General features: G+C 71.3%; 14 protein-coding genes. 7 read left to right on the forward strand and 7 right to left on the reverse strand.

Annotated elements, in window-relative coordinates; genetic code table 11:
- The 4 genes from GT042_RS05935 to GT042_RS05950 form a co-directional block, all read right to left on the reverse strand.
- Positions 1-321: DeoR family transcriptional regulator (locus GT042_RS05935; protein WP_161307642.1), on the reverse strand; the 321-nt coding region annotated here is incomplete at its 3' end.
- 151 nt (positions 322-472) lie between these two features.
- Positions 473-1,246, reverse strand: coding sequence for an SDR family oxidoreductase (locus tag GT042_RS05940; protein WP_161307643.1), 774 nt, complete (start codon positions 1,244-1,246; stop codon positions 473-475).
- A gap of 22 nt (positions 1,247-1,268) precedes the next feature.
- Positions 1,269-2,783 (reverse strand): multicopper oxidase domain-containing protein, encoded by a 1,515-nt coding sequence (locus GT042_RS05945; protein WP_161307644.1) that lies wholly within the window; start codon positions 2,781-2,783, stop codon positions 1,269-1,271.
- Between the two features lie 138 nt (positions 2,784-2,921).
- Positions 2,922-3,689 carry an MOSC domain-containing protein gene (locus tag GT042_RS05950; RefSeq protein WP_161307645.1) on the reverse strand — a complete coding sequence of 256 codons (768 nt, stop codon included), beginning with the start codon at positions 3,687-3,689 and terminating at the stop codon, positions 2,922-2,924.
- Positions 3,690-3,769: 80 nt separating this feature from the next.
- On the opposite strand from GT042_RS05950, the gene GT042_RS05955 reads away from it, so the two are divergent.
- Positions 3,770-4,660 (forward strand): LysR family transcriptional regulator, encoded by an 891-nt coding sequence (locus GT042_RS05955; RefSeq protein ID WP_161307646.1) that lies wholly within the window; start codon positions 3,770-3,772, stop codon positions 4,658-4,660.
- A gap of 86 nt (positions 4,661-4,746) precedes the next feature.
- Here the strand turns inward: GT042_RS05955 and GT042_RS05960 are convergent, their stop codons facing one another.
- Complete coding sequence (locus GT042_RS05960; RefSeq protein ID WP_345943694.1) at positions 4,747-5,148, reverse strand: WhiB family transcriptional regulator; 402 nt, start codon at positions 5,146-5,148, stop codon at positions 4,747-4,749.
- A 395-nt stretch (positions 5,149-5,543) separates the two neighbouring features.
- Here GT042_RS05960 and GT042_RS05965 point away from each other — a divergent pair, with 395 nt between their 5' ends.
- The 4 genes from GT042_RS05965 to GT042_RS05980 all read left to right on the forward strand — a co-directional run bounded on the left by GT042_RS05965 (position 5,544) and on the right by GT042_RS05980 (position 9,877).
- Positions 5,544-6,155 carry a response regulator transcription factor gene (locus GT042_RS05965; RefSeq protein ID WP_003948568.1) on the forward strand — a complete coding sequence of 204 codons (612 nt, stop codon included), beginning with the start codon at positions 5,544-5,546 and terminating at the stop codon, positions 6,153-6,155.
- A gap of 295 nt (positions 6,156-6,450) precedes the next feature.
- Entirely contained in the window at positions 6,451-7,026 is a 576-nt protein-coding gene (locus GT042_RS05970; protein WP_161307647.1) for a sigma-70 family RNA polymerase sigma factor, read from the forward strand.
- Positions 7,027-7,146: 120 nt separating this feature from the next.
- A complete protein-coding gene (guaB, locus tag GT042_RS05975; RefSeq protein WP_161307648.1) occupies positions 7,147-8,649 on the forward strand; it encodes an IMP dehydrogenase in 1,503 nt (500 codons plus the stop codon).
- Positions 8,650-8,752: 103 nt separating this feature from the next.
- Entirely contained in the window at positions 8,753-9,877 is a 1,125-nt protein-coding gene (locus GT042_RS05980) for a GuaB3 family IMP dehydrogenase-related protein (RefSeq protein ID WP_161307649.1), read from the forward strand.
- 97 nt (positions 9,878-9,974) lie between these two features.
- Here the strand turns inward: GT042_RS05980 and GT042_RS05985 are convergent, their stop codons facing one another.
- Both GT042_RS05985 and GT042_RS05990 read right to left on the reverse strand, forming a co-directional pair.
- Positions 9,975-10,460, reverse strand: a complete 486-nt coding sequence (locus GT042_RS05985; RefSeq protein WP_161307650.1) for a hypothetical protein — start codon at positions 10,458-10,460, stop codon at positions 9,975-9,977.
- 92 nt (positions 10,461-10,552) lie between these two features.
- Positions 10,553-11,815 carry a nucleotide sugar dehydrogenase gene (locus tag GT042_RS05990; RefSeq protein WP_161307651.1) on the reverse strand — a complete coding sequence of 421 codons (1,263 nt, stop codon included), beginning with the start codon at positions 11,813-11,815 and terminating at the stop codon, positions 10,553-10,555.
- Positions 11,816-12,088: 273 nt separating this feature from the next.
- On the opposite strand from GT042_RS05990, the gene GT042_RS05995 reads away from it, so the two are divergent.
- Together GT042_RS05995 and GT042_RS06000 are read left to right on the forward strand one after the other, a co-directional pair.
- On the forward strand, positions 12,089-13,795 hold the full coding sequence (locus tag GT042_RS05995) for a glycerol-3-phosphate dehydrogenase/oxidase (protein ID WP_161307652.1): 1,707 nt from the start codon (positions 12,089-12,091) through the stop codon (positions 13,793-13,795).
- 232 nt (positions 13,796-14,027) lie between these two features.
- Positions 14,028-14,946 (forward strand): serine/threonine-protein kinase (locus GT042_RS06000; RefSeq protein ID WP_161307653.1); only part of this gene is annotated, 919 nt, incomplete at its 3' end.

Consider the following 14,946-nt stretch of genomic DNA (forward strand, 5'->3'; position numbering starts at 1 on the left):
CAGCCGGGCGCCGAGCCGGGCGGCGGCCTCGTGGGCGCCGCGGATCACCTCGGCGAAGTAGTAGGCGGCCGCCGGCGCGAGCAGGCCGATGACCGGGCCGCCGCCGCCCGGCGCGCTCCCCGCCGGGCCCTGCCGCTCGGGCCAGGAGACCGAACCGTGCACCCGGTCGAGCAGCCCCCGGGCGGCCAGCGCCTCCGCGTCCCGGCGCGCCGTCACGGGGGACACGCCGAGCCGGTCGGCGAGGTCGGACACCCGGACCGTGCCGCGCTCGCGGACCAGGTTCAGCAGTCGGTCATGACGTTCAGCGGCACCTTCGCGCACGGTGACGGCCCTCTCGCGAGTACGGCGACCCGGGCACGGGTGCGTCCCGGACCACCGACCCTAATGCGTACGATCGAACGGCGGGACATTCGATCATTCGCTCACCGTCATGCTTCGGGTCCGGCGGTCGCGCCGAGGGTGCGGGTGCCCGCTACTGCGGGCCGTACTTGCGTCCCGTCTTCGACGTGAGGCCGCTCAGCAGCCCGCGCGGGGCCAGCTTCACCGCCCCCATCAGGGCCTTGTAACGCGGGTCCGGGATGGACACGGCCTTGCCGCGGGCCAGGTCCGCCAGCGCGGCCGTCACCAGCTTGTCCGCGTCGAGCCACATCCAGTCGGGGATCCGCTGCGTCCCCAGCCCGGCCCGCTCGTGGAACTCGGTCCGTACGAAGCCGGGGCACAGCGCCATCACCCGTACCCCCGACCCCACCAGCTCCCGGGCCACCCCCTGGCTGAACTGCACGACCCAGGCCTTCGACGCGCCGTACGTCCCCCGGGGCACGAACGCCGCCACCGACGCCACGTTGACCACCGCGCCCCGGCCGCGCGCCTTCATGCCGGTGACCGCCACCGACGTGAGCCGCAGCACCGCCTCGATGTGGACTTTCAGCATGACCAGTTCGTCGGAGACCGGGACGTCCAGGAAGGGCCCCTTGTTGGCGAAGCCCGCGTTGTTCACGAGGAGGTCGACCGGCTGCCTGAGGTTCGACAGCCGCTTCTCGACCGCCTCGATCCCGCTGTCGGTGGAGAGGTCCGCGCTCAGCACCTCCGCCTCGATGCCGTGCCGGTCGTGCAGTTCGGTGGCGTGTTCGCGCAGCCGTTCCTTGTCGCGCGCCACCAGTACCAGGTTGTGTCCGTCCGCCGCCAGCCGCCGCGCGAAGGCGGCACCGATCCCCGCCGTCGCGCCCGTAATCAAAGCAGTCGTCATAGGCGGCACGTTAGCGCCTGGGTCAGTGGCCCTGATGGGCGTGTTCCAGGGGTGGACGGCCCGCCTTCTGCCCCTTCTCCACCACGACGAACTGGCCCATCATTCCCTGGTCCTCGTGGAGGAGGAGATGGCAGTGGAACATGTACGGCGCGTTCGGATCGGCCGGTCCCTCGAAGCGCATCGCCAGCTTCACCGTGGTGCCGTTCGGCACGAACACGGTGTCCTTCGCCCCGCGCAGCGCCGGCGCCGGAGGCCGCCCGTTCACGCTGAGCACCCTGAACTGCACCCCGTGGACGTGGAAGTTGTGCGGCATCCCGTTCGTGTTCCGTACCGTCCAGGTCTCCGTCGTGCCGCGTGTGACCGTCTCGTCGATCCGGCCCATCGACATCCGCCGGCCGTTGATCCCGGACAGCTTGAGGTCGAAGAACCGCCCGCGCACCGCGTCCTTGCCGTCCGGCACCTCCAGCTTCCCCAGCCTGGCGGGCAGTGCGGGCGAGGGTCGCAGCCGGGACTTGGCCCGCAGTTCCAGGATGTCGAAGGTGTCGTCGCCGCCGTTGAAGCGCTGGTTGATGAAGTCCATGCCGACATCGAGGGGGAAGCTGCGCAGGACGGTCCGCTCGCCCGGCCGCACGCGCACCACGACCTCGGCCCGCTCGCCCGGTGACAGCTGGATCCGGTCCATCCGCGCCGGCTGCTCCAGCAGTCCGCCGTCGGTGCCGATGAGCGAGAACGCCCGGCTGTCGTCGAAGCCGAAGTTGTACGTCCGCGCGGTCGACGCGTTGAGCAGCCGGAGCCGTACCTGCTCGTCCCCCACCACGCGGTACGGGTCCAGCGTGCCGTTCACCATCGTTTCGTCGCCGAGGAACCCGACGCTCTGGGCCACTCCGTGCCCGTGGTCGAACCGGGCCCCGTCGAACTTCACGTCCTGCACGATGACCGGGAGATCGTCCACGCCGTATCTCTTGGGCAGGGCGAGCGTGCGGGACTTCTGGTCGTCGAGGATGAACATCCCCGCCAGGCCCCGCTGGACGTGGTCCTCGGTCTCGCCGTGCGGGTGCGGGTGGTACCAGAGCGTCGCGGCCGGCTGGTCGACCGTCCACTGCGGCGACCAGGTCTTCCCCGGCGCGACCATCTGGTGCGGGCCCCCGTCCATCCGGGCCGGCAGGTCCATCCCGTGCCAGTGCACGTTGGACGTCTCGTCCAGCGTGTTGGTCACCCGGACCCGTACCTTCTCCCCGCGCCCGGCCCGCAGCGTCGGCCCGAGGTAACTCCCGTTGAAGCCCCAGGTGGGGGTCTTCTCCCCGTCCTTGAACTCCGTCGTACCGGCCCGCATCCGCAGGTCGAAGACGCGGGTGCCGTCCGGCGCGACGGTGGATCTCGCGAGCGGTGGCACCGCCAGCTGGTTGCGGAAGCCGCCGCGGCCGACCGTGGACACCTTGGCGCTGGAGTAGAACCACGCGGCGCCGCCGCCCAGCGCCAGGGCGAGGACAAACGCGACGGACGTCAGAATGATGAGGACACGCTTGAGACCGGACATGCGACGAGCGTCCCGGCGGGCACCGCCCCGGGCCATCGGGGCCCACCCCCAGCCACCCCCGAGGGACCCCGCACCCCTCTCAGGGGCATCCCCTACGCATCAGGTATACCGGTGTCGGCACGTCCAACAAGCCGCAGGTCAGGGCTGGTTGGCCAGAGCGGTGTCGTCCCTCCCGGGAGTCCGTCCGCCCGCTTCCGCACGCACTTCCGTCTGCTCCGCCCCGACCGCGGGGCGACCGATCCTCCCGTATTTCTCCACGTACGCTCGAGCGATCCTCAACTTCTCCGCGTGCAGCGCATCCCCGGCGGCGAGGATCCGCGGCAGCAGCTCCCGCTCCAGGGTCACGGCCCGGAAGACCAGCGTGACCGTCACGTCGTGCGCCGGCCGGTGCACGATCTCGATCGGGTCGCCCGCGCGGATCTCGCCCGGGGTGATCACCCGCAGATAGGCGCCCGTGACGGCCTGGTGGGTGAAGCGCTTCATCCACCCGTCCTCGCCGAGCCAGGCCTGGAACGTACGACACGGGATCCGTCCGCTCGTCGCCTCCAGCACCAGATCGGGACCGATCCGCCAGCGCTCGCCGATCAGCGCGTTCCTGACGTCGATCCCCGACGTGGTCAGGTTCTCCCCGAACACCCCGTTGCTCAGCGGGCGCCCCAGCTCCCGCTCCCAGAAATCCAGGTCCTCCCTCGCGAACGCGTACACCGCCTGGTCGGAACCTCCGTGATGACGCAGGTCGCAGACCGTGTCACCCCCCACCCCGCTCGCGCCCACCCCCTTCGGTCCCGGATCCGCCACCCGCACGGGACCCTCGACCGGCCGCTTGTCGATGCCCGTGACACCGCCCGCCGCGTCGCTGTACTCCACGGCCTTCGGTCGCCCCGCGTTCACGGTCAGAAGCTTCATGCATGCAAGCTAACCGGACCCGCCTCAAAGGTTCTACCCCTCAACCCGCGAAAACCCCAAGGGTGGCTTATAGTCGCCACATGATCGAAGCCCGCCATCTCCGTGTGCTGCGCACCGTGGCCGCCACCGGTTCGTTCTCCGCGGCCGCGCGGGCACTGGGATGCAGCCAGCCGGCGGTCAGCCAGCAGATGAAGGCGCTCGAAGCCTCCGCCGGCACTCCGCTGATCGTCCGGGCCGGCCGTGAGATGCGCCTCACCCAGGCCGGGGACGTGCTCGTCCGGCACGCGACGGGCATCCTCGCCGGGCTCACCGCCGCCGAGGAGGAGATCGCGGCCATCGTGGGACTGCGGACCGGCCGGGTCAGGCTCGCCTCGTTCCCCAGCGGCAGCTCCACCCTGGTCCCGGCGGCCCTGGCCGCGCTGCGCGCCGCCCACCCCGGCACCCGCGTCTCCCTCGTGGAGGCCGAGCCGCCGCGCTCGGCGGGCCTGCTCAGGGACGGTGACTGCGAGGTGGCACTGGCTTTCCGGTACGGCGGCTCCGCCGCGGAGTGGGACGACCTGGTCGTGAAGCCGCTGCTGGTGGACCGGCTCGTCGGGGTGGTCCCCGAGGGGCATCCGCTGGCGGGCGCCATGTCCGTCTCGCTCGGCGATCTGGCCGGCGAGCCGTGGATCGCGGGCTGCCCGCGCTGCCGGGAGCAGCTCGTCGGCGCTTGCGCGAGGGCCGGGTTCACGCCCAGGATCGACTTCGCCACCGACGACTACCCGGCCGTGATCGGCCTGGTCGCGGCGGGTCTGGGGGTGGCCGTGCTGCCGGAGCTGGCGCTGCGGTCGGTCCGTACGGAAGGGGTCAGGACGCTCGCGCTGGAGCCGGCCGTCGAGCGGGAGGTCGTCGCGCTCACGCTGCCGGACCTCGCCCACGTACCGACCGTCGCCGCCACGCTGGACCAGTTGGTCCTGGCGGCGGCGCGCTGAGGCTCTGAGGCGCGGAGGCGCGGAGGGGTGGCCGCGCGCGCCGGGTTGCGCCGCAGGAACGTTTCTTCGGTGTCGAGGCGCGCCGCTCAGTCGTCGGCGTGGCGGTCGTGCTGGTCGTGCGGGTCGTGATGGTTGCGGTGGTCGTGCCGGTCGGGGCCGCCGTGGTGGTTGTTCGCACCGTGGGGTGAGGGCGACGCCGAGACGAGCCGGGTGCGCGCCCGCCCCATCAGCTCCTCGCGCTCGTCCTCCGTCAGCCCGCCCCACACGCCGTACGGCTCCCGCACCGCCAGCGCGTGGGCCGCGCACTCCGCGCGGACCGGGCACCGCATGCACACCTCTTTCGCCGAGTTCTCACGCGCGCTTCGCGCCGCGCCCCGTTCTCCCTCGGGGTGGAAGAAGAGCGAGCTGTCGACGCCACGACAGGCCGCGAGGAGCTGCCAGTCCCACAGGTCTGCGTTCGGTCCGGGAAGGCGGGAGAAATCTGCCATTGCTCATGTCCCCTTGAAACCGTACTGAAGCGGATACGGGCCGATCTTCCGATCTCATCACGACCGTACATCTACTATCTAAGTAGATGTAAATATGACTCATGGTGAATCTAGCGTCAGACACCGTCAAAAGTGAAGAAAAGCCGCTAAATGGGGCATAGGTAGGGATGAACGACAGGCGGTCGGGGCCGCTCTGTCGCGTGCGCGCGTCCTCACAGGGAGTGTCGAAGTCGATCGTCCGACCCGTAACTCTTTCGAGTGACCATCGTTGAATGTGCGAGGCGGTTGAGAGAACGAGCGCTCGGGCACATGTCCGAGAGCGTCAATCGCACAGGTGACGATATGTACTCAGCCTGGAGGCCCAAGGTGACGCGCATCAGCTGCGGAGGACGGTCATGACATCCGTCCTCGTCTGCGACGACTCCCCGCTTGCCCGAGAGGCGCTCCGCCGCGCGGTCGCGACCGTGCCCGGCGTCGAGCGCGTGACGACCGCGGCCAACGGCGAGGAAGTCCTCCGCCGCTGGGGCGCCGATCGGTCGGACCTGATCCTGATGGATGTCCGGATGCCCGGTCTCGGGGGTGTCGAGACGGTCCGCCGGCTCCTGTCCGCCGACCCGGGCGCGCGGATCATCATGCTCACGGTCGCGGAAGACCTGGACGGGGTCGCGCTCGCGGTCGCCGCGGGTGCCCGGGGGTACCTGCACAAGGACGCCTCACGCGCGGAACTGCGCGCGACGGTCACCCAGGCGCTCGCGGACCCGACCTGGCGCCTCGCGCCCCGCCGGCTCCGCTCGGCCGAGATGGGCGCGGCGCCCACGCTCACCGCGCGCGAGATCCAGGTGCTCGAAGGCATGAGCCACGGCCGGTCCAACGCGGAGATCGGGCGCGAGCTGTTCCTCTCCGAGGACACGGTCAAGACGCACGCCCGTCGGCTCTTCAAGAAGCTCGGCGCCTCGGACCGCGCCCACGCGGTCGCCCTCGGCTTCCGCTGGGGCCTGGTGCGCTAGCAGGCCTCCTCCTAGGACGTGTCCTCCTGGACGTGTCCCGGGAGGCGCCGCCCCGCTCGTGGACAGGGCCCTTACGGGCGACAAGCCCGGTGCGAGCGGGGCAACGTACGGCCGTACGCCACCGTTTCCCGCGCCATGCCGCATCCTTGAAGATGTGGAGTTCCTCGGGGACGAGTCGGACGAGCGCGAGGGGAGGGCGCAGGGGATGAGTTCTGCCGCACCTGCTCATAACGCTTCGGTGCACAACTACGGACGCGGTGCCACTGATCAGGAGCCGTCAAGGCACCATGGACCGATGCGTGATGACGAGACCACGGTGATCGGTGCGCTCGTTCATCGTGCTGTCGACGGCGACGAGCAGGCGACGCACGATCTCCTGGCCCGCGTCCACCCGCTCGCGCTGCGCTACTGCCGTACGCGGCTGAGCCGGTTGCCGGGCGACGCCCGTCATTTCACCGAAGACCTCGCGCAGGAAGTCTGCGTCGCGGTCCTGATGGCCCTGCCGCGCTACCGCGACACCGGCCGCCCCTTCGAGGCGTTCGTCTTCGCGATCGCCGGGCACAAGGTCGCCGATCTCCAGCGGGCCGCCATGCGGCACCCGGGATCCACGGCCGTACCGTCCGACGAGATGCCGGAGCGTCCCGACGACTCGCTCGGGCCCGAGGAGCGTGCGCTGCTCAGCAGTGACGCCGAATGGGCCAAGAAACTCCTGGCCAACCTCCCGGAGAACCAGCGCGAACTGCTCGTCCTGCGGGTGGCGGTCGGACTGACCGCCGAGGAGACCGGCCAGATGCTCGGGATGTCCCCGGGCGCGGTACGGGTCGCCCAGCACCGCGCCCTGAGCAGACTGCGCGCGCTGGCGGAACAGTGAGCGCGACGGTGACCCCGCTCGCCGGCGGAACGGCGGGCGGGCGGTGGCCGTGGAATGAGACGTCCGCGCGGCCCGTTAGCATGGACATCCGCACCGATCAAGCCATCTGGGGAAGGTGTCATGACTGCATACGTCGACGGAGTGCCTGAGAAATTCGCGACGCTCGGGCTGACATACGACGACGTGCTGCTGCTGCCGGGCGCCTCGGAGGTCCTGCCGAACCAGGTGGACACCTCGTCCCTGGTCTCCCGCAACGTCCGCGTGAACATCCCGCTGCTCTCCGCCGCGATGGACAAGGTCACCGAGGCCCGCATGGCGATCGCCATGGCGCGGCAGGGCGGCGTCGGCGTGCTGCACCGCAACCTGTCCATCGCCGACCAGGCCAACCAGGTCGACCTGGTCAAGCGCTCCGAGTCCGGCATGGTCACCGACCCCATCACGGTGAACCCCGACGCGACGCTGGCCGAGGCCGACCAGCTCTGCGCCAAGTTCCGGATCAGCGGCGTCCCGGTCACCGACCGCGCGGGCAAGCTGCTCGGCATCGTCACCAACCGCGACATGGCCTTCGAGTCGGACCGCGGGCGCCAGGTGCGCGAGGTCATGACCCCCATGCCGCTCGTCACCGGCAAGGTCGGCATCTCCGGCGTGGACGCCATGCACCTGCTGCGGCGCCACAAGATCGAGAAGCTGCCGCTGGTCGACGACGCGGGCATCCTCAAGGGCCTCATCACGGTCAAGGACTTCGTCAAGGCCGAGAAGTACCCGCACGCGGCGAAGGACGGCGAGGGCCGGCTGCTCGTCGGCGCCGCCGTCGGCGCCAGCCCCGAGGCGCTGGAGCGCTCGCAGGCGCTGGTCGCGGCCGGGGTGGACTTCCTGGTCGTGGACACCTCGCACGGCCACAACAGCAACGCGCTCAGCTGGATGTCCAAGATCAAGTCCAGCGTCCCGGTGGACGTCATCGGCGGGAACGTCGCCACCCGCGACGGCGCGCAGGCGCTGATCGACGCGGGTGTGGACGGCGTCAAGGTCGGCGTGGGCCCCGGTTCGATCTGTACGACCCGCGTGGTCGCCGGGATCGGCGTGCCGCAGGTCACGGCGATCTACGAGGCCGCGGTGGTCTGCCGCGCGGCGGGCATCCCGGTCATCGGCGACGGCGGCCTCCAGTACTCGGGCGACATCGGCAAGGCGCTCGCCGCCGGTGCCTCCACCGTCATGCTGGGCAGCCTGCTCGCGGGCTGCGAGGAGTCCCCGGGCGAGCTCCAGTTCATCAACGGCAAGCAGTTCAAGTCGTACCGCGGCATGGGGTCGCTCGGTGCGATGCAGTCGCGCGGCCAGGGCCGTTCGTACTCGAAGGACCGCTACTTCCAGGGCGACGTCTCGGCGGACGACAAGCTGGTGCCCGAGGGCATCGAGGGCCAGGTGCCGTTCCGCGGGCCGCTGGGCGCGGTGCTGCACCAGCTGATCGGCGGGCTGCGGCAGACCATGGGGTACGTCGGCGCGGCGTCCATCGACGAGATGGAGCACAAGGGCCGGTTCGTACGGATCACCGCGGCGGGTCTCAAGGAGAGCCACCCGCACGACATCCAGATGACCGTCGAGGCGCCGAACTACAACCAGCACTGATCATTGCGCGTGTCCCTGAGGGGCGGGTCCGGTTCCGGACCCGCCCCTCACGGGTGCGTCGGGGATACTGGACCGGCAGACGTAGAGGGAAAGGCCACACATCGTGACTGAGATCGAGATCGGGCGCGGCAAGCGCGGCCGCAGGGCGTACGCGTTCGACGACATCGCCGTCGTCCCGAGCCGGCGCACCCGGGACCCGAAGGAGGTCTCGATCGCCTGGCAGATCGACGCCTACCGGTTCGAGCTGCCGTTCCTGGCCGCTCCGATGGACTCCATCGTCTCCCCGGCGACGGCGATCCGGATCGGTGAGATGGGCGGTCTGGGGGTGCTCAACCTGGAAGGCCTGTGGACCCGTTACGAGGACCCGCAGCCGCTGCTCGACGAGATCGCGGAGCTGGAGGAGGCGACCGCGAACCGCCGCCTCCAGGAGATCTACGCGGGGCCGATCAAGGAAGAGCTGATCGGCCGGCGCATCAAGGAGGTGCGGGACTCCGGGGTGGTCACGGCCGCCGCGCTGTCGCCGCAGCGCACCGCGCAGTTCTCCAAGGCCGTGGTGGACGCCGGGGTCGACATCTTCGTCATCCGGGGGACGACGGTCTCGGCCGAGCACGTCTCGGGCGCGGCCGAGCCGCTGAACCTGAAGCAGTTCATCTACGAGCTGGACGTGCCGGTCATCGTCGGCGGCTGCGCCACGTACACGGCGGCGCTGCACCTGATGCGTACGGGCGCGGCGGGGGTGCTGGTCGGCTTCGGCGGCGGCGCCGCGCACACCACCCGTAACGTGCTGGGCATCCAGGTCCCGATGGCGACGGCCGTGGCGGACGTCGCGGCGGCGCGGCGGGACTACATGGACGAGTCCGGGGGCCGGTACGTGCACGTCATCGCGGACGGCGGGGTCGGCTGGTCCGGCGACCTGCCCAAGGCGATCGCGTGCGGCGCGGACTCGGTGATGATCGGTTCTCCGCTGGCGCGGGCGTCGGACGCGCCGGGCAAGGGCCACCACTGGGGCATGGAGGCGGTCCACGAGGACGTGCCGCGCGGCAAGCTGGTGGACCTGGGGATCGTCGGGAGCACGGAGGAGGTCCTGACGGGCCCCTCGCACAGCCCGGACGGTTCGATGAACTTCTTCGGCGCGCTGAAGCGGGCGATGGCGACGACGGGGTACAGCGAGCTGAAGGAGTTCCAGCGGGTCGAGGTGGCGGTGGGGGACTCCCAGCACCGCCGCTGAGGCGTCCGCCGGGGCCGTACGACTGTACGAGGGGGCTTCCCGGACCGATCCTTCGGTCCGGGAAGCCCCCTTCTTGCTTGCCGCGTGTGCCGCGTCCTTAGGAAGAGGCCTTCTTGGCGCCCGAGAACGCCGCGAAGGCGGCGATGGCGAAGAAGAGGAAGCTCATGGGGTCCGCGTCTTCCTTCCATGCCTCGGTCAGCAGACCGAAGTGGTCCAGGAGGACCTCCGTCGTGCCGAGGTTGACCTCCTTGGCGAGGAGGATCGCGAGTCCGAAGATCTGGCCGAGGTAGACGGCGCCCAGCGACAGGGCGGCTGCGCCGAAGGGCAGGACCGGGTTGGGCCCGCCGACCTTGCCGGCGGCGAGGCCGACGAGGTAGCCGACGCCGATGGCGAGGAAGCCGATCTCGCGCTCGATGGCCCCGACGATCCCGCCGTAGACACCGGCGGCGACCAGCGCGGCGCCCAGGGCGGCGGCGAGGCCGAGGCCGACGTTGTTCCGCGCGGGCGGCGGCGGGACGAACGGCGCCTGCGGAACGGCGCTCTCGGCGAACGGGTTGCCGGGTGGCGGAACGGACTGGCTCATGGTGAGGATCCCCCCAGGGAAGTGTCGTGCGCATGACCTGCACACAATGGCCCTGGACAGTAGCAGTCAGGTCCGACACTCCCCCCGCCATTTCACAGCCGGTACGCCGCCCCCGCAGGGCTCGCTCCCCTCGTGTCCAGGAGCAGTTGTGCCTTTACCGCGAGGCCCTGGAGGTCGTACGTGCGGTGGTGCTGGAGCAGGACCGTCAGGTCCGCGTTGGCCGCTGCCTCGTAGAGGGAGTCCGCGCGGGGGACCGGGACGTCGCGGACGCGCCAGTCGGGGACGTACGGGTCGTGGTAGCTGACCGCCGCGCCCAGGTCCATCAGGCGGCAGGCGATCTCGGTGGCCGGTGAGGCCTCCTGGTCGGCCAGGTCCGGTTTGTAGGTGACGCCCAGGAGCAGCACGCGGGCGCCGCGCGCGGACTTGCCGTGTTCGTTCAGGAGGGTGGCCGAGCGCTGGATGACGTACTGCGGCATGCGGGTGTTGATCTCCTGGGCCAGGCCCACCATCCGCAGCGGGTGGCCGGGCGTGCGGCCCGCGTGCGGGAGGTAGCTGGGGTCCATCGGCACGCCGTGGCCGCCGACCCCGGGGCCCGGGCGGAACGCCTGGAAGCCGAAGGGTTTGGTCTCGGCGCAGCGGATGACGTCCCAGAGGTCGACGCCGAGGTCGTGGCACAGCACGGCCATCTCGTTGACCAGCGCGATGTTGACGTGCCGGAAGTTCGTTTCGAGGAGCTTGACGGTCTCGGCCTCGCGCGGACCCCGCGCCCGGACGACCTTGTCGGTGAGGCGTCCGTAGAAGGCGGCGGCCGATTCCGTGCAGGCGGGGGTGAGGCCGCCGATGACCTTGGGGGTGTTGGCGTAGCCGTGGGTGCGGTTGCCCGGGTCCAGCCGGCCGGGGGAGTACGCGAGGTGGAAGTCGCGTCCGGCGCGCAGCCCCGAGCCCTCTTCCAGGACGGAGCGCAGGAAGCCCTCGGTCGTGCCGGGCGCGGCGGGGGACTCCAGCAGCACGGTGGTGTTCGGGCGCAGCCGGGGCGCCAGGGCGCGGGCCGCGTCGCCGACGGCGGTGAGGTCCGGGGTGCGGTCCGCGCCGAGGGGGGTGGGCGCGCAGATGACGGCGGTACGGACCCGGCCCAGCTCGGTCGGGTTGGTGGTCGGCCGGAAGCCCCGCGAGAGCATCCGGCGGATGTCGGAGGCGCTCAGCGAGCCCTCGACCGGGGGGTGGCCCGCCGCGAGCCGCGCGACGGGCGTGGGGTCGGTGTCGTAGCCGATGGTGTCGATCCCGGCGGCTACGGCGGCCTGGGCGAGGGGCAGGCCGAGATGGCCGAGTCCGATGACGGCGAGATCTGCGGGCATGGCGGTGGCCGCCCTTCCCTTGACCGGAGTGGACAGTGAACGCAAGCCGTGTGGACATAACGGGCAGGCGCACTGTCAGACTAGGCGTAAATATGACCGACATGCGGCATTGCGGGGCCCGGGAGTGCCGGGTTTTCCGGGGAGCCGCGCGGCCGTCGGCCGGTGTTGTCCACAGGCCATGGCTGAAGTCCTGGTCTGCGGACAGAATCGATCTGTGGGCCCGGTACCGCCGGGCGCGCGGTCCGACCACGCGGGGGACGACGGGAGGCAGCGGTGAAGACAGCGACACTGGGACCTGCGGAGCGCGCCCGGGCGCTCGCGACGATGGCCGAACGCGAGCTGGACGTGCTGGTGGTGGGCGCGGGGGTGGTCGGCGCGGGGACCGCGCTGGACGCGGCGACCCGCGGCCTGTCGACCGGCCTCGTCGAGGCCCGCGACTGGGCGTCCGGCACCTCCAGCCGGTCGAGCAAGCTGATCCACGGCGGCCTGCGCTATCTGGAGATGCTCGACTTCGGCCTCGTACGGGAAGCGCTCAAGGAGCGCGGCCTGCTGCTGGAGAAGCTGGCGCCCCACCTGGTCAAGCCGGTGGCCTTTCTCTACCCGTTGCGGCACAAGGGCTGGGAGCGGCTGTACGCGGGCTCGGGCGTCGCGCTGTACGACGCGATGTCCGTGTCGTCCGGGCACGGCAGGGGCCTGCCGACACACCGTCACCTCTCGCGCAGGCACGCGCTGCGGGTGGCGCCCTGCCTCAAGAAGGACGCTCTGGTGGGGGCGTTGCAGTACTACGACGCGCAGATGGACGACGCGCGGTACGTGGCGACCCTGGTCCGTACGGCGGCGACGTACGGCGCGCAGGTCGCGTCCCGGGCCCGGGTCGTGGGCTTCCTGCGCGAGGGCGAGCGGGTCGTCGGCGCGCGGGTGCGGGACGAGGAGGCCGGCGGGGAGTACGAGATCCGCGCCAAGCAGGTCGTGAACGCGACCGGGGTGTGGACGGACGACACCCAGGCGCTGATCGCCGAGCGCGGCCAGTTCCACGTCCGCGCCTCCAAGGGCATCCACCTGGTCGTGCCCAAGGACCGCATCCACTCCTCGACGGGCCTGATCCTGCGTACGGAGAAGTCGGTGCTGTTCGTCATCCCGTGGGGCCGCCACTGGATCGTGGGCACCACCGACACCGACTGGGACCTGGACAAGGCCCACCCTGCGGCCTCCAGCGCCGACATCGACTACGTGCTCGAACACGTCAACGCGGTGCTGCGGACCCCGCTCACCCGGGACGACGTCCAGGGTGTGTACGCGGGCCTGCGCCCGCTGCTCGCCGGGGAGTCGGACGCCACGAGCAAGCTCTCGCGCGAGCACACGGTCGCGCACCCGGTGCCGGGCATGGTCGTCGTGGCCGGCGGCAAGTACACGACGTACCGGGTGATGGCGAAGGACGCCGTGGACGAGGCGGTGCACGGCCTCGACCAGCGGGTCGCGGAATGCGTCACGGAGGACGTACCGCTGCTCGGCGCGGAGGGGTACCACGCGCTGTGGAACGCCCGCGCGCGGATCGCCGCGCGCACCGGCCTCCACGTCGTCCGGGTGGAGCACCTCCTGAACCGGTACGGCACGCTCACCGAGGAGCTGTTGGAGCTGATCGCCGCCGACCCCGGCCTGGGCGAGCCGCTGACCGGCGCGGAGGACTACCTGCGGGCCGAGGTCGTGTACGCCGCGTCCCACGAGGGCGCGCGCCATCTCGACGACGTCATGACCCGGCGGACCCGGATCTCCATCGAGACGTTCGACCGGGGCACGCTCAGCGCCCGGGAGTGCGCCGAGCTGATGGCACCGGTCCTCGGCTGGGACAAGGACCGGGTGGAGCGGGAGGTCGAGCACTACGAGAAGCGGGTGGAGGCGGAGCGGGAGTCGCAGCGGCAGCCTGACGACCTGACAGCGGACGCGGCGCGGCTCGGCGCTCCGGACATCCTGCCGATCTAGGGCGCGTTCGTTCGGTCCTCGAACAAGGCTCTGACCTGCCGGGTGATCAATGAAGCCGGGGGTAGTGGCATGGTGTGGGTCCCTCGCCGTGTCCTCCTCCCGGTGGACGGCGGACCCGGGATCAGTGGTGGTCCCGGAGTGAGGGACAATGAAGGCTCTGCCAGGGCGCGTTACGGCATCGCGTGTGCGGGTGGCAGCCGCGGGCCGGGATCAGGGATCGCAGAGGGGACGCATGTCGGAGGCGGAGCAGTCGCGGGACACGGCGCAGGAGCCCCAGCGGGACGAGACCGACCGGGACGAGCCCGGTGGGGACGCGGAGAAGAGCGCCGACGGAGCCCCCGAGGGGCGCCTGCTCGCGGGCAGGTACCGGCTCGGCGCCGTCCTCGGGCGCGGCGGCATGGGCACGGTCTGGCGCGCGCTCGACGAGATGCTCGGCCGTACGGTCGCGGTGAAGGAGCTGCGCTTCCCCTCCAGCATCGACGACGACGAGAAGCGGCGGCTCATCACCCGGACCCTGCGCGAGGCCAAGGCGATCGCCCGGATCCGCAACAGCGGCGCGGTCACCGTGTTCGACGTCGTGGACGAGGACGACCGCCCCTGGATCGTCATGGAGCTGGTCGAGGGCAAGTCCCTCGCCGAGGCCGTCCGCGAGGACGGCCTGCTGCCGCCCCGGCGCGCCGCCGAGGTAGGGCTCGCCATCCTCGACGTGCTGCGCTCCGCCCACCGTGAGGGCATCCTGCACCGCGACGTGAAGCCGTCGAACGTGCTGATCGCCGAGGACGGGCGGGTGGTCCTCACCGACTTCGGCATCGCGCAGGTCGAGGGCGACCCCTCGGTCACGTCGACGGGCATGCTCGTCGGCGCCCCCTCGTACATCTCGCCCGAGCGTGCCCGTGGCCACAAGCCGGGGCCCGCCGCCGACCTCTGGTCGCTGGGCGGTCTGCTGTACGCGTCGGTCGAGGGGAGCCCGCCGTACGACAAGGGCTCCGCGATCGCCACGCTCACCGCCGTGATGACCGAGCCGCTGGAGCCGCCCAAGCACGCCGGGCCGCTGACGGACGTCATCTACGGCCTGCTCGACAAGGACCCCGAGCGGCGGCTGGACGACAGCGGCGCGCGGGCGCTGCTCCAGGCCATCGTGGACGCGCCCG

Source organism: Streptomyces sp. SID3212 (assembly GCF_009865405.1).
Classification (GTDB): domain Bacteria; phylum Actinomycetota; class Actinomycetes; order Streptomycetales; family Streptomycetaceae; genus Streptomyces.